Raw genomic sequence first — 26728 nt, 5'->3', positions numbered from 1 at the left:
TTTCCACCTGTGAGTGAGACCATGCACGACGGCACGGTCGCGGTGACCGCGGCCGCGTCGCCCGACGCGGGACTGACGGCGGCCGAGCTCGCCGCCAAGTACGGGCTCTCCGTGAGCGGCGCCCGGCCCTCGCTCGTGGAGTACGTCCGGCAGCTGTGGGGACGGCGCCACTTCATCCTGGCCTTCTCCCAGGCCAAGCTGACCGCCCAGTACAGCCAGGCCAAACTCGGCCAGCTCTGGCAGGTGGCCACGCCCCTGCTCAACGCGGCCGTGTACTTCTTCATCTTCGGGCTGATCCTGCACGCCAGCCGCGGCATGTCCCAGGACGTGTACATCCCGTTCCTGGTCACCGGCGTGTTCGTGTTCACCTTCACGCAGAGCTCGGTGATGTCGGGCGTCCGCGCGATCTCCGGCAACCTCGGCCTGGTGCGCGCCCTGCACTTCCCGCGCGCCTCGCTGCCCATCTCCTTCTCGCTCCAGCAGCTCCAGCAGCTGCTGTTCTCGATGCTGGTGCTGTTCGCCGTGGCGATCGGCTTCGGCAGCTACCCCGGCCTGTCCTGGCTGCTGATCGTGCCGGTGCTGGTGCTCCAGTTCCTGTTCAACACCGGGCTGGCGCTGATCGTGGCCCGCATGGGCGCCAAGACGCCGGACCTCGCGCAGCTGATGCCGTTCCTGCTGCGCACCTGGATGTACGCCTCCGGTGTCATGTTCTCGATCAACAACATGCTGGCGGGCCGCCCCGAGTGGATCGTCCGGGTGCTCCAGGTCAACCCGGTCGCGATCTACATGGACCTGATGCGCTTCGCGCTGATCGACGGCTACGGCTCGTCGCACCTGCCGCCGCACGTGTGGGCCATCGCCCTGTTCTGGGCCGTGGTCTTCTTCGCCGGCGGCTTCGTGTACTTCTGGAAGGCGGAGGAGCGGTACGGCCGTGGCTGAGCAGCACAACCAGGACCGGCGCCCGACGGTCATCGCGGACGACCTGCACATCGTCTACCGGGTCAACGGAGCCAAGTCCGGCAAGGGCAGCGCGACGGCGGCCCTCAGCCGCATCCTCCGGCGCGGCGAGGAGCGGGGCGTGCGCAAGGTGCACGCCGTGCGCGGCGTGTCCTTCGTCGCCTACCGCGGCGAGGCCATCGGCCTGATCGGCTCCAACGGCTCCGGCAAGTCGACCCTGCTGCGCGCCGTGGCCGGCCTGCTGCCCGCGGAGAAGGGCAAGGTCTACACCGACGGCCAGCCGTCCCTGCTGGGCGTGAACGCGGCCCTGATGAACGACCTCACCGGCGAGCGGAACGTCATCCTGGGCGGCCTGGCCATGGGCATGTCCCGGGAGCAGATCAAGGAGCGCTACCAGGACATCGTCGACTTCTCCGGCATCAACGAGAAGGGCGACTTCATCACCCTGCCGATGCGCACCTACTCCTCCGGTATGGCGGCCCGGCTGCGTTTCTCCATCGCCGCCGCCAAGGACCACGACGTCCTGATGATCGACGAGGCGCTGGCCACCGGTGACCGCAAGTTCCAGCAGCGCTCCGAGGAACGCATCCGGGAACTGCGCAAAGAGGCCGGAACGGTCTTTCTGGTCAGTCACAACAACAAGTCGATCCGCGACACCTGCAACCGCGTGTTGTGGCTGGAGCGCGGTGAACTGCGGATGGACGGACCCACCGACGAGGTCCTGAAGGAGTACGAGAAGTTCACGGGCAAGTGACCCGTTTCGGCCAGGGCCCCGTCGGAATTTCGTCCGGCGGGGCCCTTCCACTGCAAAGGAAACGTCAACTCGGCCCGAGTGCAGGAATCTTGGAGCCAATCGGTGTGTTGTTGTGATGTGCGGGACACCCCGACGATGGGCGCCACGTTGTACAACGTAAGCTGTACCGGTGCCGGAAACCGGCAAGTCCGGCGATAATGCGCGCCTTCCTTCGCTGGGGTGCCTTCGCGCATTGCGGGGCGGCGTGTCCGAAATAGTGTGTATTGGGTCGGCAGTGTAGAACGGGAGATGTGACGGCAATGGCTACGGAAACGCCCCAGCTCAACGCAGCGTGTGCCGTCCCCGCCCCGGGCAGCGTCCGATGACGGCCACCGATACGGCGTCCGGCCTGGAACGCGCCACCCTGGACAAGGCCGCGAGCGAGAACTTCCCGGTGGCCCCCTTCTTCCTGCCCCGGGCCTGGCGCGCCGACCTCATGGCGGTCTACGGCTTCGCCCGCCTCGTGGACGACATCGGCGACGGCGACCTCGTCCCCGGCGGCGCCGACGCCCGCGCGCTCGGCGTGTCGCCCGCCGAGGCCGGCGACCGGCTGCTCCTCCTCGACGCCTTCGAGGAGGATCTGCGCCGCGTCTTCGACGGCACGCCGCACCACCCGTTGCTGCGCCGCCTGCAGCCGACCGTCCGGCGCCGCGCCCTCACCCCCGAGCCGTTCCTCGGGCTGATCGCCGCCAACCGCCAGGACCAGCTCGTCGCCCGGTACGAGACCTACGACGACCTCCTCGCCTACTGCGCGCTGTCGGCCAACCCCGTCGGCCGCCTCGTCCTCGGCGTCACCGGCACCTCCACCCCCGAGCGGATCCGGCTGTCCGACGCGATCTGCACCGCGCTGCAGATCGTGGAGCACCTCCAGGACGTCGCCGAGGACTACGGCCGCGACCGGATCTACCTGCCGGCCGAGGACATGAAGCGCTTCCACGTCCAAGAAGCTGATCTTGGCCAAAAAAGCGCGGGCGCATCGGTGCGCGCCCTGGTTGCATACGAAGCACAACGCGCCCGCGATCTGCTGGATGAAGGCGCTCCCCTGGTGGGTAGCGTCCACGGCAGGCTGAAGCTGCTGCTCGCGGGGTTCGTGGCGGGGGGAAAGGCGGCGGTCGAAGCGATCACCGCCGCCGGATTCGACGTACTTCCCGGCCCGCCCAGACCCGGCAAGGTCCAGTTGCTGCGTGAGGTGGGCGTGATCCTGCGAGGAGAGGGGTGATCCGGGCCGTGGAGTCTGCGCCGCACGTGTCCGCACCGGTACTCGCCGCCTACAGCTACTGCGAGGCCGTCACCGGGCAGCAGGCCCGTAACTTCGCGTACGGCATCCGGCTGCTGCCGGCGGCCAAGCGCCGCGCCATGTCGGCGCTGTACGCGTTCTCCCGGCGGGTGGACGACATCGGCGACGGCGGCCTGGCCGACGAGGTCAAGCTGTCGCGGCTGGAGGACACCCGGGCGCTGCTCGCCCGGATCCGCGCCGAAGAGGTCGAGGAGGACGACACCGACCCGGTGGCCGTCGCCCTCAGCCACGCCGCGCGGGCCTTCCCGATCCCGCTCGGCGGCCTGGACGAGCTGATCGACGGCGTCCAGATGGACGTGCGCGGGGAGACGTACGAGACCTGGGACGACCTCAAGGTGTACTGCCGGTGTGTCGCCGGTGCCATCGGACGCCTCTCGCTCGGCGTGTTCGGCACCGAACCCGGCGCGCGCGGCGCCGAGCGCGCGGCCGAGTACGCCGACACCCTCGGCCTCGCCCTCCAGCTCACCAACATCCTCCGCGACGTCCGCGAGGACGCGCTCGGCGGCCGGACCTACCTGCCCGCCGACGACCTCGCCAAGTTCGGCTGCTCGGCCGGCTTCAGCGCGCCGACCCCGCCGGAGGGCGCCGACTTCGCCGGCCTCGTCCACTTCGAAGTACGGCGCGCCCGGGCCCTTTTCGCCGAGGGCTACCGGCTGCTGCCCATGCTCGACCGGCGCAGCGGTGCCTGCGTCGCCGCGATGGCCGGCATCTACCGCCGGCTGCTCGACCGCATCGAGCGCGAGCCGGAGGCCGTGCTGCGCGGCCGGGTCTCGCTGCCCGGACACGAGAAGGCCTACGTCGCCGTGCGCGGCCTGTCCGGCCTCGACACCCGCCATGTCGCCCGGGGCTCCGTCCGGAGGCGCGCCTGATGCAGCGCACCGAACCGGAGCCGGCCGTACCGGACGGCACGCGCCAGGCAACCCTCCACCCCGGCGCTGCGTCCCTGACTGCGGCGGCCGACCGTGCGCCCTCCGCCCGGCACGCCCGCGCCCCGCGAGGGCGCGGGACCGGGTGCGGCGCGCGGCCGGTCTCGTGTGGGCGGGACCGGCCGCACGATCGGCCACGACGAAGCCGCGGACGAAGGACGGCCCGCACCGGCCCGGCCCGCGCAGCGCTCGCACGGAAGGACGCACGATGAGCGACGGCTCACCCCACCCCGCACCGGCAGCGGCCGCCACCTCGCCGACGGCCGCCCGCAGCGCGGTCGTGGTCGGTGGCGGACTCGCCGGGATCACCGCGGCACTCGCCCTCGCCGACGCGGGCCTCCGCGTCACCCTGCTCGAAGGCAGGCCCAGGCTGGGCGGCCTCGCCTTCTCCTTCCAGCGCGGCGAACTGACCGTCGACAACGGCCAGCACGTGTACCTGCGCTGCTGCACCGCCTACCGCTGGTTCCTCGACCGGATCCAGGGCGCGGCGCTGGCACCGCTGCAGGACCGCCTGGACGTGCCCGTCGTCGACGTCGCCAAGCCCGTGGGCCGGCGGCTCGGCAGACTGCGGCGCGACCCGCTGCCCGTCCCCCTCCACCTGGGACGCAGCCTGGCCGCCTATCCGCACCTCTCGCTCGCCGAGCGCGCCGCCGTCGGGCGGGCCGCGCTCGCGCTGAAGGGGCTCGACCTCGCCGATCCGACCCTGGACACCCAGGACTTCGGCAGCTGGCTGGCCGCGCACGGCCAGTCCGCGCGCGCCATCGAGGCCCTGTGGGACCTGGTCGGGGTCGCCACCCTCAACGCGGTCGCGGGCGACGCCTCGCTGGGGCTCGCCGCGATGGTGTTCAAGACCGGTCTGCTGTCCGACCCGGGCGCGGCCGACATCGGCTGGGCCCGCGTCCCGCTGGGCGAACTGCACGACCGGCTGGCCCGCAAGGCGCTCGACTCCGCGGGCGTCCGTACCGAGGTCCGTACACGCGTCACCTCCGTCTCCACCAACGACAACGGCGGGTGGAGCGTCCGAGTTCCCGGCGAGACGCTTTCCGCGGACGCCGTCGTTCTGGCCGTGCCCCAGCGCGAGGCCCACGACCTGCTCCCGCCCGGCGCCCTGGACGCACCCGAGCGGCTGCTGGAGATCGGCACCGCGCCGATCCTCAACGTCCATGTCGTCTACGACCGCAAGGTGCTCGCGCGCCCCTTCCTCACGGCGCTCGGCACCCCGGTGCAGTGGGTGTTCGACCGCACCGACGCCTCCGGGCTGCGCACCGGGCAGTACCTCGCGCTGTCCCAGTCGGCGGCGCAGGACGAGATCGACACGCCGGTGGCCGAACTCCGCGAGCGCTACCTGCCCGAGCTGGAACGGCTCATCCCGGGCACCCGCGCCGCCGAGGTGAAGGACTTCTTCGTGACCCGGGAGCGCACGGCCACGTTCGCCCCCACCCCCGGCGTCGGACGCCTCAGGCCCGGCGCCCGGACCAAGGCCCCCGGCCTGTACCTGGCCGGAGCGTGGACCGCCACCGGGTGGCCCGCGACCATGGAGAGTGCGGTCCGCAGCGGTGTGAGCGCGGCCGACGCCGTGCTCGGCACCCTGGGCCGGCCCCGCCCCCGCCACCTCTTCGAGTTCGAGGAGGCGGCGTGATGCCCGGCCGGCGGGCGAACGCCCCCGCACCCCCGGTACCGCAACCAGAGGAGAGATTGTGCCCACTGTGCCCCCGGCCGCGACGCCCGCTCGGAGGCCCGCGGTGGACGTGACCGCGCTCCTGGAGCGCGGCAGGAACCTGGCCACACCGGTGCTGCGGGCGGCCGTCGACCGCCTGGCCCCGCCCATGGACACCGTGGCCGCCTACCACTTCGGCTGGATCGACGCCGCCGGCAACCCCGCGCACGGCGACGGCGGCAAGGCCGTCCGCCCCGCGCTGGCCGTGCTGTCCGCCGAGGTCACCGGTGCCGCGCCCGAGGCGGGAGTACCCGGCGCGGTCGCCGTCGAACTCGTGCACAACTTCTCGCTGTTGCACGACGACCTGATGGACGGCGACGAGCAGCGCCGGCACCGCGACACCGTCTGGAAGGTGCACGGCCCCGCCCAGGCCATCCTGGTCGGCGACGCCCTGTTCGCCCTCGCCGGCGAGGTCCTGCTGGAGCTCGGCACGGTCGAGGCCGGCCGCGCCGCCCGCCGGCTGACCGCGGCCACCCGCGCCCTGATCGACGGCCAGGCCCAGGACATCTCCTACGAGCACCGCGACCGCGTCAGCGTCGAGGAGTGCCTGGAGATGGAGGGCAACAAGACCGGTTCCCTGCTCGCCTGCGCCTCGTCCATCGGCGCGGTCCTCGGCGGCGCCGACGACACCACCGCAGACGCCCTGGAGCGCTACGGCTACCACCTCGGCCTCGCCTTCCAGGCCGTGGACGACCTGCTCGGCATCTGGGGCGACCCGGAGGCCACCGGCAAGCAGACCTGGAGCGACCTGCGCCAGCGCAAGAAGTCCCTGCCGGTCGTCGCCGCCCTCGCGGCCGGCGGCCCCGCCTCCGAACAGCTCGGCGAGATCCTCGCCGCGGACGCCAAGAGCAGCGACTTCGAGAACTTCTCCGAGGAGGAGTTCGCGGCCCGCGCCGCCCTCATCGAGGAGGCCGGAGGCCGCGAGTGGACGGCCGCCGAAGCGCGCCGTCAGCACACCATCGCCATCGAAGCCCTCGACGCCGTGGACATGCCCGACCGGGTACGGGACTCCTTCACGGCGCTCGCCGACTTCGTCGTCGTACGAAAGAGATGATCACCATTGGCTGGATAAGCCTCGCGTAGTCGCCGGCCGGTGTCGCCAAGCCAAGGACACCGGCCGACGGCGGACCCACAGCAGCACGACTCGCACGACTGCACGAAGGGGAAGCCATGACAGCGACGACCGACGGAAGCACCGGGGCCATCTTGCCGTCCCGGGCTGCCGCGGCCAGCGACTCCACCCTCACCATCCCCGAGACGGCCGGGGTACAAGAAGCCGCTACGCGCGCCGTACGGCGCGCCACCGATTTCCTGCTCGCCCGGCAGGACGCCGAGGGCTGGTGGAAAGGCGACCTGGAGACCAACGTCACCATGGACGCCGAGGATCTGCTGCTCCGTCAGTTCCTGGGCATCCTGGACGAGACCACCACGCAGGCCGCCGCGAAGTTCATCCGCGGTGAACAGCGCGAAGACGGCACCTGGGCCACCTTCTACGGCGGCCCCGGCGAACTGTCCACCACCGTGGAGGCGTACGTCGCCCTGCGCCTGGCCGGCGACGCGCCCGACGCGCCGCACATGGCGAAGGCCTCGGCCTGGATCCGCGAGCAGGGCGGGATCGCCGCCTCCCGGGTCTTCACCCGGATCTGGCTCGCCCTGTTCGGCTGGTGGAAGTGGGACGACCTGCCCGAACTCCCACCGGAGCTGATCTTCTTCCCCACCTGGTTCCCGCTCAACATCTACGACTTCGGATGCTGGGCGCGGCAGACCATCGTGCCGCTCACCATCGTCTCCGCCAAGCGCCCGGTGCGCCCGGCCCCGTTCGCGCTGGACGAGCTGCACACCGATCCGGCCAACCCCAACCCGCCGCGGCCGCTCGCCCCGGTGGCGAGCTGGGACGGGGTCTTCCAGCGGCTGGACAAGGTGGTCCGCGGCTACCGCAAGGTCGCCGTGCGCAGGCTGCGCAAGGCCGCGATGAACGCCGCGGCCCGCTGGATCATCGAGCGGCAGGAGAACGACGGCTGCTGGGGCGGCATCCAGCCCCCCGCCGTGTACTCCGTCATCGCCCTGCACCTGCTCGGCTACGACCTGCAGCACCCCGTGCTGCGCGAGGGCCTCGCCTCCCTGGACCGCTTCGCCGTCTGGCGCGAGGACGGCGCCCGCATGATCGAGGCCTGCCAGTCCCCGGTCTGGGACACCTGCCTGGCCACCATCGCCCTCGTGGACGCCGGACTGCCCGCGGACCACCCGCAACTGGTCAAGGCGGCCGACTGGATGCTCGGCGAGGAGATCGCCCGGCCCGGCGACTGGGCCGTGCGCCGGCCCGAACTGCCCCCGGGCGGCTGGGCCTTCGAGTTCCACAACGACAACTACCCCGACATCGACGACACCGCCGAGGTCGCGCTCGCGCTGCGCCGGGTCCGCCACCACGACCCCGAGCACGTGGACCGCGCCATCGGCCGCGCCGTCCGCTGGAACCTGGGCATGCAGTCGAAGAACGGCGCCTGGGGCGCCTTCGACGTGGACAACACCAGCCCGTTCCCCAACCGGCTGCCGTTCTGCGACTTCGGCGAGGTGATCGACCCGCCGTCCGCGGACGTCACCGCGCACGTGGTGGAGATGCTCGCCGCCGAGGGCCTGGCCGACGACCCGCGCACCCGGCGCGGCATCGACTGGCTGCTCGCCGAACAGGAGCCGGACGGCTCGTGGTTCGGCCGCTGGGGCGTCAACTACCTCTACGGCACCGGCTCGGTTCTCCCCGCGCTCACCGCGGCCGGACTGCCCACCTCGCACCCGGCGATCCGGCGGGCCGTGGCCTGGCTGGAGAGCGTCCAGAACGACGACGGCGGCTGGGGCGAGGACCTGCGCTCTTACAAGGACGCCAGGGAATGGAGCGGCCGGGGCGCCTCCACCCCCTCGCAGACCGCGTGGGCGCTGATGGCGCTGCTCGCGGCGGGGGAGAAGGGCTCCGCGGCCGTCGAGCGCGGCGTGCGGTGGCTGGCCGCCACCCAGCGCGAGGACGGCGGCTGGGACGAGCCGTACTTCACCGGCACCGGCTTCCCCTGGGACTTCTCCATCAACTACCACCTGTACCGGCAGGTGTTCCCGCTCACCGCACTCGGCCGGTACCTGCACGGGGACCCCTTCGAGCGCAAGCTGCTCGCCCCGGCCGGGAAGGTCTCCGCGCGGGCCGAGGGAGACTGATGTGAGCCACCAGCCCGCTCCGGCTCCGCTGCTGATCGCCTGCGCGCTCGGCATCGAGCACCTCGCCCTGCGCACCGGCGACCGCCGGGCGCGCGGGGCGGGCGCGCCGGTGCCGCGGGGCGCGGGGCGGGGGGCCGGCGGGCCGGTGACCTTCGTGCGCACGGGCATGGGACCCCGTGCGGCGAAACGCTCCGTCACCCGGCTCCTGACCGGCCCGGCACCCGCCGGCACGGCCGTCCTGGCCACCGGCTTCTGCGCCGGGCTGGCCCCCGGGATGCACCCCGGCGACCTGGTGGTCGCCGAGGAGACCCGGGACCCGCGCGGTACCGTGCCGTGCGTGGGCACCGAGCTCCTGGCCAAGGAACTCGCGCGCCTGCTGCCCGGACGCACCGTCCACACCGGCCCGCTCACCGGCTCCGACCACGTCGTGCGGGGCCCCGAGCGTTCCGGTCTGCTCGCCACCGGGGCGATCGCCGTGGACATGGAGTCGGCGGCCACGCTGCTGGCCGCCGTCCGCACCGGCGAGCGGCCGGTGGCCGCCGTCCGGGTCGTCGTGGACGCTCCCGAACACGAACTCGTCCGGATCGGCACCCTGCGCGGAGGGATATCGGCCTTCCGCGTACTACGTTCCATCCTTCCCGCGTTTTTCGATTGGCACCGTTCTTTGCTGCTCCCCCGGAGGTGAGCCAGATGGCCATGCCGCTGCGCCAGTCCATCAAGGTCGCTACATACCTGGCTGAACAGAAGCTCCGCAAGCGGGACAAGTTTCCGCTCATTGTCGAGCTGGAACCGCTCTTCGCCTGCAATCTGAAGTGTGAGGGCTGCGGCAAGATCCAGCACCCCGCCGGCGTGCTCAAGCAGCGCATGCCGGTCGCCCAGGCCGTGGGTGCCGTGCTGGAGTCCGGTGCGCCGATGGTGTCCATCGCCGGCGGCGAACCGTTGATGCATCCTCAGATCGACGAGATCGTGCGGCAGTTGGTGGCCAAGAGGAAGTACGTCTTCCTGTGCACCAACGCGATGCTGCTGCGCAAGAAGATGGACAAGTTCACCCCCTCGCCCTACTTCGCGTTCGCGGTGCACATCGACGGGCTGCGTGAGCGGCACGACGAATCCGTGGCGAAGGAAGGTGTGTTCGACGAGGCCGTGGCCGCCATCAAGGAGGCCAAGCGGCGCGGCTTCCGGGTGACCACCAACTCCACCTTCTTCAACACCGACACCCCGCAGACCATCATCGAGGTGCTCAACTTCCTCAATGACGACCTCAAGGTCGACGAGATGATGATCTCGCCCGCCTACGCCTACGAGAAGGCCCCGGACCAGGACCACTTCCTCGGCGTGGAGCAGACCCGCGAGCTGTTCAAGAAGGCCTTCGCGGGCGGCAACCGCCGCAAGTGGCGGCTCAACCACTCCCCGCTCTTCCTGGACTTCCTGGAGGGCAAGGTCGACTTCCCGTGCACCGCGTGGGCGATCCCGAACTACTCGCTCTTCGGCTGGCAGCGGCCCTGCTACCTGATGAGCGACGGGTACGTGCCCACGTACCGCGAACTGGTGGAGAAGACCGACTGGGACAAGTACGGCCGCGGCAAGGACCCGCGCTGCGACAACTGCATGGCGCACTGCGGCTACGAGCCGACCGCCGTCCTCGCCACCATGGGCTCCCTGAAGGAGTCCTTGCGGGCCATGCGCGAGACCGTCTCCGGGAACCGGGAGTGACAACGGTGACCGCCGTCCCACTGGGCGTCCCCGAGGTACCGGCCCGTCCGGTCGCGCCGCGGCGGCAGTCGCGGCAGATCCAGGTCGGGCCGGTACCGGTCGGAGGCGGGGCCCCGGTGTCGGTGCAGTCGATGACGACGACCCGTACGTCCGACATCGGTGCCACCCTCCAGCAGATCGCCGAACTCACCGCGTCCGGCTGCCAGATCGTCCGCGTCGCCTGCCCCACGCAGGACGACGCGGACGCCCTGGCGACCATCGCCAGGAAGTCGCAGATCCCGGTGATCGCGGACATCCACTTCCAGCCGAAGTACGTGTTCGCGGCCATCGAGGCCGGCTGCGCGGCGGTACGGGTCAACCCGGGCAACATCAAGAAGTTCGACGACCAGGTCAAGGAGATCGCGCGCGCCGCCAAGGACCACGGCACGCCGATCCGGATCGGCGTCAACGCCGGTTCCCTGGACCGCCGTCTGCTCCAGAAGTACGGCAAGGCGACCCCCGAGGCGCTGGTCGAGTCGGCGTTGTGGGAGGCGTCCCTCTTCGAGGAGCACGACTTCCGGGACATCAAGATCTCCGTCAAGCACAACGACCCGGTCGTCATGATCGAGGCCTACCGCCAGCTCGCCGAGCGGTGCGACTACCCGCTGCACCTCGGCGTGACCGAGGCCGGCCCCGCCTTCCAGGGCACGATCAAGTCGGCGGTCGCCTTCGGCGCGCTGCTCAGTCAGGGCATCGGCGACACCATCCGAGTGTCGCTGAGCGCGCCGCCCGTGGAGGAGATCAAGGTCGGCATCCAGATCCTGGAGTCCCTGGGACTGCGGCAGCGCCGGCTGGAGATCGTCTCCTGCCCGTCCTGCGGCCGCGCCCAGGTCGACGTCTACAAGCTCGCCGAGGAGGTGACGGCCGGCCTGGACGGAATGGAGGTGCCGCTGCGGGTCGCGGTGATGGGGTGTGTGGTCAACGGTCCGGGCGAGGCCCGCGAGGCCGACCTCGGCGTGGCCTCCGGCAACGGCAAGGGGCAGATCTTCGTCAAGGGCGAGGTCATCAAGACCGTGCCCGAGTCGAGGATCGTGGAGACCCTCATCGAGGAGGCCATGAAGCTCGCCGAGAGCAAGAGCCCGTCGGACCAGGTGAGTTGAGGCAAGGCACGCAACGAGAGGGGGCCCGAGAGTGACCATTCTGGAGAGCATCCGGGGACCACGCGACCTGAAGGCGCTGTCCGAGGCGGAACTCGGGGAACTGTCCGGAGAAATACGTGAGTTCCTGGTGCAGGCGGTGTCGAGGACCGGCGGTCACCTCGGGCCCAACCTGGGCGTGGTGGAACTCACCATCGCGCTCCACCGGGTCTTCGAGTCACCGGTCGACCGCATCCTGTGGGACACCGGCCACCAGAGTTACGTCCACAAACTGCTGACCGGCCGTCAGGACTTCTCCAAGCTGCGCGGCAAGGGCGGACTGTCCGGCTACCCCTCGCGCGAGGAGTCCGAGCACGACGTCATCGAGAACAGCCACGCCTCCACGGCGCTGGGCTGGGCCGACGGCCTCGCCAAGGCCAACCAGGTGCAGGGGGAGAAGAGCCATGTGGTCGCCGTCATCGGCGACGGCGCGCTCACCGGCGGCATGGCCTGGGAGGCGCTGAACAACATCGCCGCCGCCCGGGACCGTCCGCTGATCATCGTCGTCAACGACAACGAACGCTCCTACGCCCCCACCATCGGCGGCCTGGCCAACCACCTGGCCACCCTGCGCACCACCGACGGCTACGAGAAGGTCCTCGCCTGGGGCAAGGAGGTGCTCCAGCGCACCCCGGTCGTCGGCAACACGCTCTACGAGTCCCTGCACGGCGCGAAGAAGGGCTTCAAGGACGCCTTCGCCCCGCAAGGGATGTTCGAGGACCTGGGCCTGAAGTACCTCGGCCCGATCGACGGCCACGACATCAAGGCCGTCGAGTCGGCGCTGCGCCGCGCCAAACGCTTCCACGGCCCCGTCCTGGTCCACTGCCTCACCGAGAAGGGCCGCGGCTACGAACCCGCCCTCGCGCACGAGGAGGACCACTTCCACTCCGTCGGCGTGATGGACCCGCTCACCTGCGAGCCCCTCGCCCCGTCCAAGGGCCCCTCGTGGACCTCGGTGTTCGGCGAGGAGATCGTCCGGATCGGGGAGGAGCGCGAGGACGTCGTGGCGATCACGGCGGCCATGCTGCACCCGGTCGGCCTCGCCGGCTTCGCCGAACGCTTCCCCGACCGCGTCTGGGACGTCGGCATCGCCGAACAGCACGCGGCGGTCTCCGCGGCCGGGCTCGCCACCGGCGGACTGCACCCGGTCGTCGCCGTCTACGCCACCTTCCTCAACCGGGCCTTCGACCAGCTGCTGATGGACGTCGCCCTGCACCGCTGCGGGGTCACCTTCGTGCTGGACCGGGCCGGCGTCACCGGCACCGACGGGGCCTCCCACAACGGCATGTGGGACATGTCCATCCTCCAGGTCGTGCCCGGCCTCAGGATCGCCGCGCCGCGCGATGCCGACCAGCTGCGCGCCCAACTGCGCGAGGCGGTCGCCGTGGACGACGCGCCCACGCTCATCCGCTTCCCCAAGGAGACCGCCGGCCCGCGCGTCCCCGCCGTCGACCGGGTCGGCGGCATGGACGTCCTGCACCGGGCCGAACGCCCCGAGGTGCTGCTGGTGGCCGTCGGCGTGATGGCCACGGTGTGCCTGCGGACCGCCGAACTGCTCGAAGCCCGCGGCATCGGCTGCACGGTGGTCGACCCGCGCTGGGTCAAACCCGTCGACCCCGCCCTTCCCCGGCTCGCCGCCGGACACCGGCTGGTGGCCGTGGTGGAGGACAACAGCCGGGCCGCCGGCGTCGGTTCGGCCGTCGCGCTGGCCCTCGGCGACGCCGACGTGGACGTGCCGGTACGGCGGTTCGGCATCCCCGAGCAGTTCCTCGCGCACGCCAAGCGCAGCGAGGTGCTGGCCGACATCGGCCTCACCCCCGTCGAGATCGCCGGGCGGATCAGCGCGAGCCTGGCCGTCAAGGACGTCGACGGCACAGTCAAGGAGAGTGAATGACCACCGAGTTCGACCTCGGCGCCCTGCTCGCCGAGCGCGGAGCCGAACGCTACGAGCTGCACGCCAGGCACCTCAACCCGCAGCTGCCGCGGATGCTGCACACCATCGGCTTCGACAAGGTCTACGAGCGTGCCGAGGGAGCGCACTTCTTCGACGCGGACGGCAACGACTACCTGGACATGCTCGCCGGGTTCGGGGTGATGGGCCTGGGCCGCCACCACCCGGTCGTCCGCAAGGCGCTGCACGACGTGCTGGACCTCGACCTCGCCGACCTCACCCGCTTCGACTGCCAGCCGCTGCCCGGCCTGCTCGCCGAACGGCTCCTCGCCCACAGCCCGCACCTGGACCGGGTGTTCTTCGGCAACAGCGGCACCGAAGCGGTCGAGACGGCCCTGAAGTTCGCCCGGTACGCCACCGGCAAGCCCCGCGTCCTGTACTGCGACCACGCCTTCCACGGACTGACCACCGGCTCGCTGTCGGTCAACGGCGAGGACGGCTTCCGCGACGGGTTCGCCCCGCTGCTGCCCGACACCGCCGTCCCCCTGGGTGATCTGGACGCCCTCGCCCGGGAGTTGCGCAAGGGCGACGTCGCCGCGCTGATCGTGGAACCCATCCAGGGCAAGGGCGTCCACGAGGCACCCCCCGGCTATCTGCGGGCCGCGCAGGAACTGCTGCACAAGCACAAGGCGCTGCTCATCGCCGACGAGGTGCAGACCGGCCTCGGCCGCACCGGTGACTTCTACGCCTACCAGCACGAGGACGGCGTCGAACCGGACCTGGTGTGCGTGGCCAAGGCCCTGTCCGGCGGCTATGTGCCGGTGGGCGCCACCCTCGGCAAGGAGTGGATCTTCAAGAAGGTCTACTCGTCCATGGACCGCGTGCTGGTGCACTCGGCGAGCTTCGGCTCCAACGCCCAGGCGATGGCGTGCGGCCTCGCCGTGCTGTCGGTCATGGAGAACGAGCAGATCGTCGCCGGCGTGCGCCGCACGGGCGAGCTGCTGAAGTCCCGGCTGGCCACGCTGATCGACAAGTACGAGCTGCTCGCCGACGTACGCGGCCGGGGCCTGATGATCGGCATCGAGTTCGGCAAGCCGTCCTCGCTGAAGCTGCGCGGTCGCTGGACCATGCTCCAGGCGGCCCGCAAGGGCCTGTTCGCCCAGATGGTCGTCGTACCGCTGCTGCAGAAGCACCGGATCCTCACCCAGGTCTCCGGCGACCACCTGGAGGTGATCAAGCTCATTCCGCCGCTGGTCATCGACGAGGCCGACGTGGACCGGTTCGTGGACGCCTTCACCGCGGTGATGGACGACGCGCACAGCGGCGGCGGCCTGATGTGGGACTTCGGCAAGACCCTGATCAAGCAGGCCGTGGCCAACCGCTGACGGCACTCCGGCGGGCGGGGCGCCGACGGCGGTGAACGCCGAGGCGCCCCTCTTGCCTCTCAGGCAAGAAAATTGCCCCACGGGCAACGGTGGGGCTCAATAGAGGCATGAACGCCTCGGACGCCGCGCCGCCGGCGACTGCGGACGGCGGCCTGCCCGCCGTCGCACCCCAGCTGCGCGCTCTGCGCCGGCGCGCCGGCCTCACCCTGGAAGCCGCGGCCCGCTCCGCCGGTCTCTCCCCGGCCCATCTCTCCCGCCTGGAGACCGGACACCGGCAGCCGTCGCTGCCGATGCTCCTCGCGCTCGCCCGTATCTACGGTACGACCGTCTCCGAACTGCTCGGCGAGACGGTCGCCGACCGGGACGCCATCGTGCGCGCCGCCGACATGGAACCGACCCGGGCGGGCGGCTGGACGTACCTCCAGGCCGGGGCGCCCGGCCGCGGCATGCAGGCCCTGCGGGTGCGGGTGCCCTACGGCTCGCAGGGCGACATCGTGCGCGTCCACCCCGGCGAGGAGTGGCTCTACGTCCTCCAGGGACGGCTGCGGCTGCGGCTCGGGGACACCGCGCACCTGCTCGGCCCCGGAGACAGCGCGCACTTCGACTCGCTCACCCCGCACCGACTCGCCGCCGACGACCACGACGGCGTGGAGCTGCTGTTCGTCCACACCCTGCTGCAGAGCCCCACGGCCACGCTGTGCCTGGGGTCGCCGACCGGAGAGCTGCCATGAGCAACTTCGAGACGAAGTTCCCCCGTTCCCTGTGGATCCGGCTGATCATCTACATCGCCCTCGGACACGTCCTGGCCGCCTTCCTCTACCTGCTGTTCGCGGTGGGCGGCAAGGGCTGACCGCCCCGCGCCCGCGTCAGTCCAGCAGGCGTTCGCGCAGCCGCTCACGCGCCTCGGGAGCGAACTGAAGGCCCCGCGTCAGATAGGTGTCGACGTCGCCCCAGGTCTCCTCGATGCTCGCGAACGCGGCCTGGAGGTACTCCGCGCGGGCGTCGAAGAGCGGGTCCAGCAGCTCCATCACCTCGGGCGTGTACGCCGTTTCCGCGCTGCCGCTGCGCCGGACCTTGTAGCGACGGTGCTTGGCGCCGGACTCCAGATAGTCGGCGACGATCGCCTCGCGCTCCACCCCCAGGGCGAGCAGCGTGACGGCGACGGACACGCCCGCGCGGTCCTTGCCGGCCGCGCAGTGCATCAGCGCGGGGACGCTGTCGTCGGCGAGCGCGTGCAGCACCCGGGAGTGCTCGGCGGTGCGGTGCTTGACCATCGTCCGGTACGAGGCGGTCATCCGGGCCGCCCCCTTGCCGTCGGAGAGGATCGCGCGCAGCTGGTCGAGGTCGCCGTCGCGGACCATCTTCCAGAACTCGGCGCCGTCCGCCGGGTCGCTCAGCGGCAGGTTCACGTTCCGCACGCCGGGCAGCTCGACATCGGGGCCCTCCAGCTTCTGGTCGGCCGCGTTGCGGAAGTCGAAGATCGTGTGCAGCCCCAGAGAGGCGAGGAAGGCCGCGTCCTCCTCGGTCGCGTGCGCGAGGTGCCCGCTGCGGAACAGCACGCCGTGGCGCACGCGCCGCCCGTCGACGGTCGGCAGCCCGCCCACGTCACGGAAATTGCGCACTCCTGCCAGCTCCGGCTCGGTCGACGGGACCTGCTGCGTCACGGGGGCTCCTCCCGGTCGTTCCCCGCCGTCGCGGCTCGCCGACGGGCACTGAGATCGACCATACGGCATCGATTTCCTGGGGCAATGAGTTGTCCACAGGCATTGTCAGGAGACCCCGGAGCCCTTGATGATGTTGAGGCTTGCGCGGAACTGTTGACCCCTGTGAGGTCTCGATGGTGGACATCGCCGAAGACGGTCGCACCTGGCTGCTGTCGGGCCCCGGCAGCGGCTACGCCCTGCACCTCACCGGCGCGGACGAACTGCTCCACCTGCACTGGGGGCCGCCGATCGCGCTCGCCGACGCCGAGGAACTGGCGAAGCGCCCGCCGCCCGGCCCCTGGCCCTTCGAGTCCCCGCTCGACGGCCGCGAGGAGTACCCCGTCGAGGGCGGCCCCCGCTTCGTCCGCCCCGCCCTGTCCGTGCGCACCGGCCGGCGGCGCGGCACCGAGTGGCGCTTCGTGTCGTACGACGTGGACGGGGAGGACGGCACCCTGCGGCTGCGGTTCGACGACGACGGCGTGGGCGTCACGCTGCACTACCGGATGCGCGGTGACGTGGTCGAGCGCTGGGTGACCGTAGCCAACGGCGGCCCCGAGCCCGTGGAACTGCTGCGCGCCGACGCGGCCACCTGGACGCTGCCCGACCGCGAGGGCTGGCGGCTGTCCCAGTTGCACGGCCGGTGGGCCGCCGAGTCCCGGCTCATCACCGCCCCCCTCACCTACGGCGAGAAGGTCATCGGCAGCCGCCGCGGCCACACCGGCCACCAGCACCTGCCGTGGGCCGCCCTCGACACCGACGCCACCGAGGAGCGCGGCGAGGTCTACGGCTGCGCACTCGGCTGGTCCGGTTCCTGGCGCATCAGCGTCGCCCAACTCCCCGACGCGCGCGTGCAGATCACCGGCGGCGCCGGACACGACGACTCGGGCCTGCTGCTCCTGGCGCCCGGGGAGTCGTACACCACCCCGGTCTTCGCCGGCCTGTGGAGCGACGGCGGCTTCGGCGGCGCCAGCCGTGCCTGGCACGCCTACCAGCGGGCCCACGTCATCCCGGACGCCGAACGGGACCGGCCCGTGCTGTTCAACTCCTGGGAGGCGACGTACTTCGACATCACCGAGGAGCAGCAGGCGGCCCTCGCCCGCCGGGCCGCCGAGATCGGCGTCGAGCTGTTCGTCGTCGACGACGGCTGGTTCGGCGCCCGCACCAGCGACCGCGCCGGCCTCGGCGACTGGACGCCCAGCCCGGACCGCTTCCCGCGCGGCCTGAAGCCCCTCGCCGACCACGTACACGCGCTCGGCATGCGGTTCGGGATCTGGGTCGAGCCCGAGATGGTCAACCCGGACAGCGAGCTGTACCGCGCCCGCCCCGACTGGGTGCAGCACCACCCCGGCCGCACGCGCACGGAACTGCGCAACCAGCTCGTCCTCAACCTCGCCCGCGAGGATGTCCGGGAGTACCTCTGGGAGCACCTGGACACCCTGCTCTCCAGCGCCCCGATCGACTATGTGAAGTGGGACTTCAACCGCTGCTTCACGGACGCCGGCTGGCCCGGGGAGCCCTACCCGCAGCGCCTGTGGGTGGACCATGTACGCGCCCTGTACGCCCTGCTGGACCGGCTGCGGGCCGCCCACCCGCGGGTCGCCTTCGAGTCCTGCTCGGGCGGCGGCGGCCGGATCGACCTCGGGATGCTCGGCCGCACCGACCAGGTGTGGACCTCCGACAACACCGACCCGCTGGACCGGCTCGCCATCCAGCACGGCTTCACCCAGCTCCACCCCGCGCGCGTGATGGCGGCCTGGGTCACCGACAGCCCCAACACCCAGCTCAACGGGCGAGCCAGCTCGCTGCGCTTCCGGTTCGTCAGCGCCATGGCGGGCGTGCTCGGGGTCGGCGGCGACCTGACGCGATGGAGCCCGCGGGAACGGACCGAGGCCCGGCGGTGGGTGGAACTCTACAAAGAGATCCGGCCGCTCGTGCAGCACGGCGAGCTGTACCGGCTGCGGCCCCCGACGGGCGGCCTGAGCGCCGTCCAGTACCTCAGGGGCGAGCAGACCGTCGTCCTCGCCTGGCTCCAGGCGCAGCACTACGGGGAGCCGGTGCCGACGGTGCGGCTGCGCGGACTCGACCCGTCGGCATCCTACGAATGCCGCGAAACGGGCGAAGTGCACCGCGGTGCGGTCCTGCTGCACCACGGGCTGCGCACCGGACTCAAGGGCGACCTGGACGCGACGGTTCTCCGGCTGCGCCGCATATGAAGCACCCGGAGGAAGTCGGGGAAGTCGGGGAAGTCGGGGAAGTCGGACCCACCGGTTCAAGCCGCCTTTATTCCTGTATTGCAAAGACTTTAAGAGTGGCTCATCTCACCGCTAGTCAACCCCTGCCTACGGTCGCGTAGGTCACATCCGAAGGTGAATCATGGTCCGTCGTGGCAGACGATTCGAAGAGTGACAGCAGATCAGTGATCGGGTCGTACGTGGCGGTGGGGGACAGCTTCACCGAGGGCGTCGGCGACCCCGGGCCCGACGGGGCGTTCGTGGGCTGGGCCGACCGGTTCGCGGTGCTGCTCGCCGACCGGCGTCCCGAGGGCGACTTCCAGTACACCAACCTCGCCGTGCGCGGGAAGCTGCTCGACCAGATCGTGGCCGACCAGGTCCCGCAGGCCGTCGACCTGGCACCCGACCTGGTCTCCTTCTGCGCCGGGGGCAACGACATCATCCGTCCGGGCACCGACCCCGACGAGGTGGCCGAGCGCTTCGAGCGGGCCGTTGCCCGGCTGACCGCGGCCGCCGGCACGGTGATGGTGACGACCGGCTTCGACACCCGTGGCGTGCCCCTGCTCAAGCACCTGCGCGGCAAGATCGCCACGTACAACGGACACGTCCGGGCCATCGCCGACCGCTACGGCTGCCCCGTGCTCGACCTGTGGTCCCTGAAGTCCGTGCAGGACCGCCGGGCCTGGGACAGCGACCGCCTGCACCTGTCGCCCGAGGGGCACACGCGCGTGGCGCTGCGGGCCGGACAGGTCCTCGGCCTGGAGGTGCCGGCCGACCCCGAGCAGCCGTGGCCGCCGCTGCCGCCCCGGGGCACCCTGGAGGTCCGCCGCGACGACGTCCACTGGGCGCGGGAGTTCCTCGTGCCCTGGATCGGGCGCCGGCTGCGCGGCGAGTCCTCCGGCGACCACGTGACCGCCAAGGGCACGCTCTCGCCGGACGACATCAAGATGCGCATCGCCTCCGTGGCCTGACGCCGTTCGCTTCCGGGGCCTGACGGTGCTTGCCTTCGTGGCCTGACGCCGCCGGCCGCGTCCCGGACCGCTCGCGAGGGGCGGTCCGGGACGCGGCCCGCGCGTCCCTCTCGCCGTTCAGGACAACGCCCGCCGTGACGAGCCCGGTCAGCGCCGGCCAGGGCATCGTCCGCCCACTCCGCACGCCGTGCCGGGCCCACCGTCCGGGCGGGACGCCTGCCGCACCGCCGGTTCGTCCGCCGAAACCGCAGGAGGCGAAGGGCCGTCGTCAACGGCCCTTCGGAGACGGCAGGGTGCACGAAGTGCCCCGGCCCGCCCGGGCTGTCGGAGGTGCCGACCATAATGGTGGGCCTCACCCCACTCCACCGGGAGGTACCGTGACCGGTCTGCGTTCTCCGGGCTCCGGGCCGCGCGCCCTGCGGCCCGCCGCGTTCGGAGCGGAACCGGGCGGCGCCCGCCTGGCCCGCATCCGCCGCTCGCCGCACTTCGAGGACGGTGTCTTCCAGAACCCCGGCGGCCCCGCCCGTACCCGGCCGAGCGCCTCGCCACTGGACCTCGCCAAGGTGTTCCTGGACAAGGACACCCGGCCGCTGCGCTCACCCCGGGGCACCGTCCCGGTACACCCCACCACCTTCGCCGACCTGGCCGAGCCGCCCGCCACCGCACTGCGGCTGACCTGGATGGGCCACTCCAGCGTGCTCGCCGAGATCGACGGCCACCGCGTGCTGTTCGACCCCGTCTGGGGCGAGCGCTGCTCCCCGTTCCCCTTCGCCGGCCCCAAGCGGCTGCACCCGGTTCCGCTGCCGCTGGCCGCGCTCGGCCCGGTCGACGTCGTCGTCATCTCGCACGATCACTACGACCACCTGGACCTGCCCACCGTCAAGGCGCTGGCCGGCACGGACACCCTGTTCGCCGTGCCGCTCGGCGTCGGCGCCCACCTGGAGCACTGGGGCGTCGCCCCGGACCGGCTGCGCGAACTGGACTGGCACGAGTCCACCCGGATCGGCGGACTCACCCTCACCGCCACCCCGGCCCGCCACTTCTGCGGCCGGGGCCTGCGCAACACCCAGCACACCCTCTGGGCGTCCTGGGTCGTCGCAGGCGAGGAGCACCGGATCTACCACAGCGGTGACACCGGCTACTTCGACGGCTTCCGGGAGATCGGCGCCGCGCACGGCCCGTTCGACGCCACGATGATCCAGATCGGTGCGTACAGCGAGTTCTGGACCGATATCCACATGACCCCGGAGGAGGGCCTGCGCGCCCACCTCGACCTCCAGGGCGGGGCACCGCACGGCGTGCTGCTGCCCATCCACTGGGGCACCTTCAACCTCGCTCCGCACCCCTGGGCGGAGCCGGGGGAGTGGACCAAGGAGGTCGCCGAGGAGGCCGGGCAGGCGGTGGCCCTGCCCCGTCCCGGCGAGCCCTTCGAACCCGCCGGCAAGCTGCCGGCGGAGGCCTGGTGGCGACACGTCTCGGGTGACGTCCGGCGCACCTGGCGCTCGGCCGGCGCGCTCGTGGCGGAACCGCCCGTACGGGGCTGAGCGGACCGGGGTTTCGGCGCCGACGATTCCAGGCCAAGGCAACTACTCTCGGTGACATCTGCCAGGGCCGCACCCCGTGGGGGAGGCGGTCCGGCGGGTGATCGAGGCGCACTGATATTCGCACGTTCACACCCGACCGGGGGTGGCGGGCCGATCCGGCCCGCCACCCCCGGTCTCGCTTTCTGATCGCTTCCGACCAGGTCGCACCGGTATCTTTCGCGCCGTCCGGGGGACATTCGGCCGGGTTATCGGTCTGTCGTACGGCTCCTCATACCAGAGCGGGACGCTCCGCGGGGGACTTTGTCAACTGCCCACCACACAGGATGCGCGGACAACTACTGTGAGTGTCCGTCGGGTGGCATGCGGCCGGATTCCCCGGTCCCGTCGGCCGACGCCGCGATGACGCGCGCCCGCATCGACGCATGCCCGCAGCGCGCACCGCACGAGGACCACAAGCCCGACGGACCAGTACGAGGACGCAGATGTCTCACCTCCGAGCGCCGGCCGCCCGCGCCGACCGTCGCGAGGGCGGCCGGCACGGGCGGCCGGTCGCCCGACCCGCTCCCGCACCGCCCGAGACGCACATACGGCCCCAGTTGATGCGGCTCGCCGTCCTGCCGCCCCTCGCGGTCGCGCTCGGCGCCGGCGCCGCGGTGCTGTTCAGCGTCCGCTCCGCCGGGACGCACACCGGCCCCCTGCTGTGGGCCATGGTCGCCGGAGCGGCGGGCGTGACCGTCGCCGGCATCCTGATCGCCGCCGTGGCCGCCGACCGCGCCGCCCGCTCGATCGCCGACCGCGTCGACGCGCTCCGGCGCACCGCCGCGCGCGTCGAGGCCGACCTGCACGCCCTGGTCGACGCGCTCCGGCAGGGCGAGGCCCCGCCCCAGCGCGGCCGGCGCCGCGGGCCACCTCCGGACGCCGACGACTTCGAGCTGCTCGCCGCCGACCTGGCCCGCGCGTACGACGGCGCCGTCACCGCCGTCGTCCGGGCCGCCCAGCTCTCCAGCCAGACGGGCAGCGAACAGAAACTGGAGGTCTTCGTCAACCTCGCGCGTCGGCTTCAGTCCCTCGTGCACCGGGAGATCTCGATCCTCGACGACCTGGAGAACGACATCGAGGACCCCGGGCTGCTCAAGGGCCTCTTCCACGTCGATCACCTGGCCACCCGGATCCGGCGGCACGCGGAGAACCTCGCCGTGCTCGGCGGTGCCGTCTCCCGCCGCCAGTGGAGCAACCCGGTCAGCATGACCGAGGTGCTGCGCTCCGCCATCGCCGAGGTCGAGCAGTACTCCCGGGTCAGGCTGGTGCCGCCCGTCGACGGCGAGCTGCGCGGCCACGCCGTCGCCGACGTCATCCACCTGCTCGCCGAACTCATCGAGAACGCCACGGTGTTCTCCGCCCCGCACACCCAGGTGCTGCTCCGCGCCGGCCTCGTCACCTCCGGGCTCGCCGTGGAGGTCGAGGACCGCGGGCTGGGCATGCCCGTCACCGAGCAGAACCGGATGAACGCCCTGCTCGCCGACCCCGACCAGGTCAACGTCGCCAGCCTGCTGGCCGACGGCCGCATCGGCCTCTACGTCGTCTCCCAGCTCGCCCGCCGGCACGGCATCCAGGTGCGGCTCCAGACCAACATCTACGGCGGTGTCCAGGCCGTGCTCGTCGTCCCCCAGGCGCTGTTGGGCCAGGCACGGGCGGTGCCGGACGCGGACACGGACGCCGGTGCGGGGCCGGATGAGGGTTCGGGACCGGTGCCGGCGCCGGTGTCGGTGCCGGGATCGGGATCGGGTGAGCGCGCGGGCGTGAACGTGGGCGCGGGTCTGGGCACCGAGGTCGTCGCCGCCGTGCCGCAGCCGCGCGTGCCGTCGTCCACGTCGGCGTCCTCGTCCCGGGGCGCGAACCCGGGCACGGACGGGCAGGGTGCCGGGGAACGCGCGGGAAACGGTTCCGCGCCGGCCACCGGCACGGAGACCGAGGGCGGAGGGACCGGAACCGGCGACATCGGGACCGGCGGCACAGCGGCCGAGGACGGGACCGGCGCCGGTGCCGGACAGGCGCCGGGCACCGGGCGGCGGCGGCACGCGCAGCGCGGCTCCGGGCGACGCGACGCCGGGAACGGTACGCGCGAACGCCAGGGAGCGGGCGCCCCGCCCCCGTTGCCGGTCCGCGGCGCCCGTGGAACACGGCCCAACCCCGCCGACGCCGTGCCCGGCGTCAGCGCCGAGGACCGGCCGGTGGTGGAGTCACACACGGGTCTGCCGCCCACCCCGCGCGTGTCCACCTCGCGCGTCGACATGGTGCGCGACACCCGCGACACCATGGACAAGCCCGCACTGCCCCGCAGGCGCGCCCAGGAACACATCGCGCCCCAACTGCGCGGCGGCCCGGTGCCCCGCCAGGACGCGGGCACCGTCGCCGGCCACGACCCCGGCCTGATGGCCGCCTTCCAGCGTGGCTTCGGACTCGCCGAGGCCCAGCGGCACCTGGAGTCCGGGTACGGGGAGCCGGGGCAGGAAGAGCCGGAGTACGGGGGGACGACGGGGGAGGGGAGGACGTACGGGGCCTACGGCGAAGAGGCGTACGCGAACACCCCCTACGGCCACATGCGTTCGCCCCACATGGACGCCCCGCACATGGGGGCTCACCACACAGCTTCCGCGCACATGGCTCCCGAGCACACAGCCTCCGCCCACACGGGCTCCGCGCACATGGCTCCCGAACACATGGCCTCGCCCCACACAGCCTCCGCCCACACAGCCTCCGCCCACACGGACACACCCGACATGGGCTCAGAGCACATGGGCCCGGACCACACCACCCCCGAGCAACCACCGGCCCCGGCCGCCATACCCCAGGCACGCACCCACGCGGCGCCCCTGCCGGACGGCGCCCGCGGTACCGGCCGAGCCGACGGGAGTGCCCCGGCCGGATGACCGTGCCCGCTCGCGCCCCCGCCCCCGCACGTCGTACCCCCACCCCCAGCGCTCCCGCAGAGCTTCGTACCCCAAGGAGTCGATCCACCATGGCGAGCGATGCGCCGACCATCCCCGCATCCGACCTCGACTGGCTGCTGAGCGGCCTTGTGCAGCGCGTACCGCACACCACCAGCGCGGTGCTCCTCTCCTCCGACGGACTGGTGAAGTCCGTACACGGCCTGGACGCCGACAGCGCCGACCACATGGCGGCCCTGGCCTGCGGCCTGTACTCCCTCGGCCGCAGCGCGGGCGTCCGGTTCGGCGACGGCGGGGACGTGCGCCAGGTCGTGGTCGAACTCGACACCACCCTGCTCTTCGTCACCACCGCCGGCTCCGGCACCTGCCTCGCCGTGCTGGCCGGCCGCGAGGCCGACGCCGCCGTGCTCGGCTACGAGATGGCGATGCTGGTCAAGAGCGTGCGCCCCTACCTGGTGACCGCCCCCCGGCAGCAGACCGCGGACCCCGCGGCGACGAGGCCTTGAGCGTGGCCGCAGCCGGCGACGGGCCCTGGCTGGACGAGGCGGCCGGGCGGCTGGTGCGGCCGTTCACGGTCAGCGACGGCCGCACCGAACCCAGCATCGCCCTCGACCTGATGTCGCAGGTGATGGCCACCGGTGTCACTCCGCTCGGCTACCTCGGCCCCGAGCACGCGCAGGCGCTCGACCTGTGCCGCGCGCCCGTCCCCGTCGCCGAGGTCGCCGCCCAGCTGAAGCTGCCCGCGGTGGTCACCAAGGTGCTGCTGTCGGACCTGGTCGACTGCGGCGCGCTGACCACCAAGCCGCCCGCCTACCACCACACTCCCACTGACCGGTCTCTGCTGGAGGCAGTGCTCGATGGACTACGACGACAGCTCTGACCCGTTCCCCACCGCGCTCAAGATCCTGGTCGCGGGCGGGTTCGGGGTCGGCAAGACGACCTTCGTGGGCGCGGTCAGCGAGATCGCGCCGCTCAGCACGGAGGAGCTGCTCACCACGGTCGGCGTCGGCACGGACAGTCTCGACGGCGTCGAGAACAAAATGGAGACCACCGTCGCCATGGACTTCGGCCGGATCACCCTCGACGCGGAACACGTGCTGTACCTGTTCGGCACGCCGGGGCAGGAGCGGTTCTGGTTCATGTGGGACGAACTGTCCGAGGGCGCGCTCGGCGCGGTGATCCTCGCCGACACCCGGCGCCTCCAGGACTGCTTCGCCGCCGTCGACTTCTTCGAGGAGCGCGGCCTCGCCTTCATCGTCGCCGTCAACGAGTTCGACGGCGCCCACCGCTACGCACCCGACGAGGTGCGGGCCGCCATCGACCTCGGCCCGGAGATCCCGGTGGTGCGCTGCGACGCGCGGATCTCCAGCTCCGGCGTCCAGACCCTGCTCACCCTCGTACGCCATCTGCTGGCCCTCGCCCCGGCGGCCACGCCCAGCCAGGGCGCCCACAGGTGATCCAGACACACCGTCCACGGAGTTCCCCTATGCGGTACACCCACAGCGCCGGAGCCCGGCGATGAGCTACGAGCCGCCCCGGCCGGTCCGGGGTCTGCTGCTCACCCCCGAGGACAAGGAGGCCCCCGCGCGCGTCCAGCGGCTGCGCCGGCTGGGTCTGGCGGACCGGCCCGACCCCGCGCTCGACGCCTTCGCCGGCCACCTCGCCCGGCTCACCGGAGCGAGCTACGCCATGGTCAACTTCATCGGCGAGGACCACCAGTTCTTCGCGGGCCTGAGCACCCCCGCCGCCCCGGTCGTCCGCGAGGACGGCAGCAGGGCCGAGATGGGCCGGGTGCTGCCGCGCGACCATGGGTTCTGCCCCCATGTGGTGGTACGACACAAGGCGCTGGTCCTGGACGACGTCCGTGACTTCCCGCGGTTCGCGGGCAACCCGGTCGTCGACGAGTTCGGCATCCGCTCCTATCTCGGTGCCCCGCTCATCGACGGCTCCGGCATGGCGCTCGGCACGGTGTGTGCCGCCGACACATCCCCGCGCGCCTGGGGCAGGACGGGCCTGGACACCATCAAGGCGCTGGCCGCCGACCTCGTCGTACGCCTCGAACGGAGCGCGCGGGACGGCCTGCCCCTCTGAAGGCGCCGCCTCGCCGGAACCGGGCTCAAGAACGGCTCCGGGCAAGGGAGACGAGGGACACTCGCGGGGCCTGAAGGAAAGCTGAGGCGCCGGTTAAGAAAAGCTCGATGGACCCCGGCGGCGCGCATAGGGCAGATTGCGGGGTGATTCCACCCCTCTGACCCGGTGCGGGCTCCTTCGGCATG

The 26728-nt window shown here is 72.0% G+C and carries 24 protein-coding genes; 23 read left to right on the top strand and 1 reads right to left on the bottom strand.

The features are described 5' to 3' along the window. The first annotated feature begins 9 nt into the window (after nt 1-9). The 15 genes from Srubr_RS19105 (at nt 10) to Srubr_RS19040 (ending at nt 15905) form a co-directional block, all read left to right on the top strand. Nucleotides 10-939 carry an ABC transporter permease gene (locus Srubr_RS19105; RefSeq protein ID WP_030792658.1) on the top strand — a complete coding sequence of 310 codons (930 nt, stop codon included), beginning with the start codon at nt 10-12 and terminating at the stop codon, nt 937-939. After that, nucleotides 932-1711 (top strand): ABC transporter ATP-binding protein, encoded by a 780-nt coding sequence (locus Srubr_RS19100; RefSeq protein WP_030792661.1) that lies wholly within the window; start codon nt 932-934, stop codon nt 1709-1711. The genes Srubr_RS19105 and Srubr_RS19100 overlap by 8 nt, the downstream gene beginning before the upstream one ends. 361 nt (nt 1712-2072) lie before the next feature. Further along, nucleotides 2073-2969 (top strand): squalene synthase HpnC, encoded by an 897-nt coding sequence (gene hpnC / locus Srubr_RS19095; RefSeq protein WP_189999889.1) that lies wholly within the window; start codon nt 2073-2075, stop codon nt 2967-2969. Beyond that, entirely contained in the window at nt 2966-3916 is a 951-nt protein-coding gene (hpnD, locus tag Srubr_RS19090; RefSeq protein WP_189999888.1) for a presqualene diphosphate synthase HpnD, read from the top strand. Before hpnC ends, hpnD begins: the two co-directional genes overlap by 4 nt. Continuing rightward, nucleotides 3916-4185: a DUF6380 family protein gene (locus Srubr_RS42065; RefSeq protein WP_351329777.1), complete on the top strand. Its 270-nt coding sequence runs from the start codon at nt 3916-3918 to the stop codon at nt 4183-4185. The genes hpnD and Srubr_RS42065 overlap by 1 nt, the downstream gene beginning before the upstream one ends. Further along, nucleotides 4182-5612 (top strand): hydroxysqualene dehydroxylase HpnE, encoded by a 1431-nt coding sequence (gene hpnE, locus Srubr_RS19085; RefSeq protein WP_229927026.1) that lies wholly within the window; start codon nt 4182-4184, stop codon nt 5610-5612. Before Srubr_RS42065 ends, hpnE begins: the two co-directional genes overlap by 4 nt. Nucleotides 5613-5679: 67 nt before the next feature. Beyond that, nucleotides 5680-6744 carry a polyprenyl synthetase family protein gene (locus Srubr_RS19080; RefSeq protein ID WP_189999894.1) on the top strand — a complete coding sequence of 355 codons (1065 nt, stop codon included), beginning with the start codon at nt 5680-5682 and terminating at the stop codon, nt 6742-6744. Between the two features lie 116 nt (nt 6745-6860). Continuing rightward, nucleotides 6861-8891, top strand: a complete 2031-nt coding sequence (gene shc / locus Srubr_RS19075; protein WP_189999887.1) for a squalene--hopene cyclase — start codon at nt 6861-6863, stop codon at nt 8889-8891. Between the two features lies 1 nt (nt 8892). Further along, nucleotides 8893-9576, top strand: coding sequence for a phosphorylase family protein (locus tag Srubr_RS19070; RefSeq protein WP_189999886.1), 684 nt, complete (start codon nt 8893-8895; stop codon nt 9574-9576). A 5-nt stretch (nt 9577-9581) separates the two neighbouring features. Next, the gene (gene hpnH, locus Srubr_RS19065) at nt 9582-10604 is read left to right on the top strand and encodes an adenosyl-hopene transferase HpnH (RefSeq protein WP_189999885.1); all 1023 of its coding nucleotides are present in this window, start codon (nt 9582-9584) and stop codon (nt 10602-10604) included. Between the two features lie 5 nt (nt 10605-10609). Beyond that, the gene (gene ispG, locus Srubr_RS19060; protein ID WP_189999884.1) at nt 10610-11743 is read left to right on the top strand and encodes a flavodoxin-dependent (E)-4-hydroxy-3-methylbut-2-enyl-diphosphate synthase; all 1134 of its coding nucleotides are present in this window, start codon (nt 10610-10612) and stop codon (nt 11741-11743) included. A gap of 31 nt (nt 11744-11774) precedes the next feature. Beyond that, nucleotides 11775-13673 (top strand): 1-deoxy-D-xylulose-5-phosphate synthase, encoded by a 1899-nt coding sequence (gene dxs / locus Srubr_RS19055; protein WP_189999883.1) that lies wholly within the window; start codon nt 11775-11777, stop codon nt 13671-13673. Continuing rightward, on the top strand, nt 13670-15055 hold the full coding sequence (locus Srubr_RS19050; protein WP_189999882.1) for an aspartate aminotransferase family protein: 1386 nt from the start codon (nt 13670-13672) through the stop codon (nt 15053-15055). Before dxs ends, Srubr_RS19050 begins: the two co-directional genes overlap by 4 nt. A gap of 107 nt (nt 15056-15162) precedes the next feature. Then, nucleotides 15163-15786 (top strand): helix-turn-helix domain-containing protein, encoded by a 624-nt coding sequence (locus tag Srubr_RS19045; RefSeq protein ID WP_189999881.1) that lies wholly within the window; start codon nt 15163-15165, stop codon nt 15784-15786. Then, nucleotides 15783-15905 (top strand): DUF6126 family protein, encoded by a 123-nt coding sequence (locus Srubr_RS19040; RefSeq protein ID WP_037703104.1) that lies wholly within the window; start codon nt 15783-15785, stop codon nt 15903-15905. The genes Srubr_RS19045 and Srubr_RS19040 overlap by 4 nt, the downstream gene beginning before the upstream one ends. Before the next feature lie 16 nt (nt 15906-15921). On the opposite strand, the gene Srubr_RS19035 is transcribed toward Srubr_RS19040, so the two are convergent. Continuing rightward, the gene (locus Srubr_RS19035; protein WP_189999880.1) at nt 15922-16719 is read right to left on the bottom strand and encodes a tyrosine-protein phosphatase; all 798 of its coding nucleotides are present in this window, start codon (nt 16717-16719) and stop codon (nt 15922-15924) included. Between the two features lie 173 nt (nt 16720-16892). Here Srubr_RS19035 and Srubr_RS19030 point away from each other — a divergent pair, with 173 nt between their 5' ends. The 8 genes from Srubr_RS19030 to Srubr_RS18995 all read left to right on the top strand — a co-directional run bounded on the left by Srubr_RS19030 (nt 16893) and on the right by Srubr_RS18995 (nt 26543). Further along, on the top strand, nt 16893-18971 hold the full coding sequence (locus Srubr_RS19030; protein WP_189999893.1) for an alpha-galactosidase: 2079 nt from the start codon (nt 16893-16895) through the stop codon (nt 18969-18971). Nucleotides 18972-19174: 203 nt separating this feature from the next. Beyond that, a complete protein-coding gene (locus Srubr_RS19025) occupies nt 19175-19960 on the top strand; it encodes an SGNH/GDSL hydrolase family protein (protein WP_189999892.1) in 786 nt (261 codons plus the stop codon). Between the two features lie 377 nt (nt 19961-20337). Further along, a complete protein-coding gene (locus tag Srubr_RS19020) occupies nt 20338-21504 on the top strand; it encodes an MBL fold metallo-hydrolase (protein ID WP_189999200.1) in 1167 nt (388 codons plus the stop codon). Nucleotides 21505-21986: 482 nt separating this feature from the next. After that, nucleotides 21987-24434: a sensor histidine kinase gene (locus Srubr_RS19015; RefSeq protein WP_229926971.1), complete on the top strand. Its 2448-nt coding sequence runs from the start codon at nt 21987-21989 to the stop codon at nt 24432-24434. A gap of 89 nt (nt 24435-24523) precedes the next feature. After that, entirely contained in the window at nt 24524-24958 is a 435-nt protein-coding gene (locus Srubr_RS19010) for a roadblock/LC7 domain-containing protein (protein ID WP_189999202.1), read from the top strand. A 2-nt stretch (nt 24959-24960) separates the two neighbouring features. Beyond that, nucleotides 24961-25332 (top strand): DUF742 domain-containing protein, encoded by a 372-nt coding sequence (locus Srubr_RS19005; RefSeq protein WP_030620868.1) that lies wholly within the window; start codon nt 24961-24963, stop codon nt 25330-25332. Continuing rightward, entirely contained in the window at nt 25310-25909 is a 600-nt protein-coding gene (locus Srubr_RS19000; RefSeq protein WP_189999204.1) for a GTP-binding protein, read from the top strand. Before Srubr_RS19005 ends, Srubr_RS19000 begins: the two co-directional genes overlap by 23 nt. Before the next feature lie 61 nt (nt 25910-25970). After that, complete coding sequence (locus Srubr_RS18995) at nt 25971-26543, top strand: GAF domain-containing protein (RefSeq protein ID WP_189999206.1); 573 nt, start codon at nt 25971-25973, stop codon at nt 26541-26543. The last annotated feature ends 185 nt before the right edge of the window (nt 26544-26728 follow it).

This window comes from Streptomyces rubradiris, from assembly GCF_016860525.1.
Taxonomy (GTDB): domain Bacteria; phylum Actinomycetota; class Actinomycetes; order Streptomycetales; family Streptomycetaceae; genus Streptomyces; species Streptomyces rubradiris.
The sequence above is the reverse complement of the archived record's forward strand: the minus strand, read 5'-3'. Positions and strand labels throughout refer to the sequence as shown.

What these genes read in the sequence shown, in the direction of transcription:
- Srubr_RS19040 (WP_037703104.1), top strand. Translation starts at nt 15,783, where the DNA reads ATGAGCAACTTCGAGACGAAGTTCCCCCGTTCCCTGTGGATCCGGCTG.
- hpnE (WP_229927026.1), top strand. Translation starts at nt 4,182, where the DNA reads ATGAGCGACGGCTCACCCCACCCCGCACCGGCAGCGGCCGCCACCTCG.
- Srubr_RS19050 (WP_189999882.1), top strand. Translation starts at nt 13,670, where the DNA reads ATGACCACCGAGTTCGACCTCGGCGCCCTGCTCGCCGAGCGCGGAGCC.
- Srubr_RS19045 (WP_189999881.1), top strand. Translation starts at nt 15,163, where the DNA reads ATGAACGCCTCGGACGCCGCGCCGCCGGCGACTGCGGACGGCGGCCTG.
- Srubr_RS19010 (WP_189999202.1), top strand. Translation starts at nt 24,524, where the DNA reads ATGGCGAGCGATGCGCCGACCATCCCCGCATCCGACCTCGACTGGCTG.
- Srubr_RS19015 (WP_229926971.1), top strand. Translation starts at nt 21,987, where the DNA reads ATGTCTCACCTCCGAGCGCCGGCCGCCCGCGCCGACCGTCGCGAGGGC.
- hpnC (WP_189999889.1), top strand. Translation starts at nt 2,073, where the DNA reads ATGACGGCCACCGATACGGCGTCCGGCCTGGAACGCGCCACCCTGGAC.
- Srubr_RS19030 (WP_189999893.1), top strand. Translation starts at nt 16,893, where the DNA reads ATGGTGGACATCGCCGAAGACGGTCGCACCTGGCTGCTGTCGGGCCCC.
- hpnH (WP_189999885.1), top strand. Translation starts at nt 9,582, where the DNA reads ATGGCCATGCCGCTGCGCCAGTCCATCAAGGTCGCTACATACCTGGCT.
- shc (WP_189999887.1), top strand. Translation starts at nt 6,861, where the DNA reads ATGACAGCGACGACCGACGGAAGCACCGGGGCCATCTTGCCGTCCCGG.
- Srubr_RS19000 (WP_189999204.1), top strand. Translation starts at nt 25,310, where the DNA reads ATGGACTACGACGACAGCTCTGACCCGTTCCCCACCGCGCTCAAGATC.
- Srubr_RS18995 (WP_189999206.1), top strand. Translation starts at nt 25,971, where the DNA reads ATGAGCTACGAGCCGCCCCGGCCGGTCCGGGGTCTGCTGCTCACCCCC.
- Srubr_RS42065 (WP_351329777.1), top strand. Translation starts at nt 3,916, where the DNA reads ATGCAGCGCACCGAACCGGAGCCGGCCGTACCGGACGGCACGCGCCAG.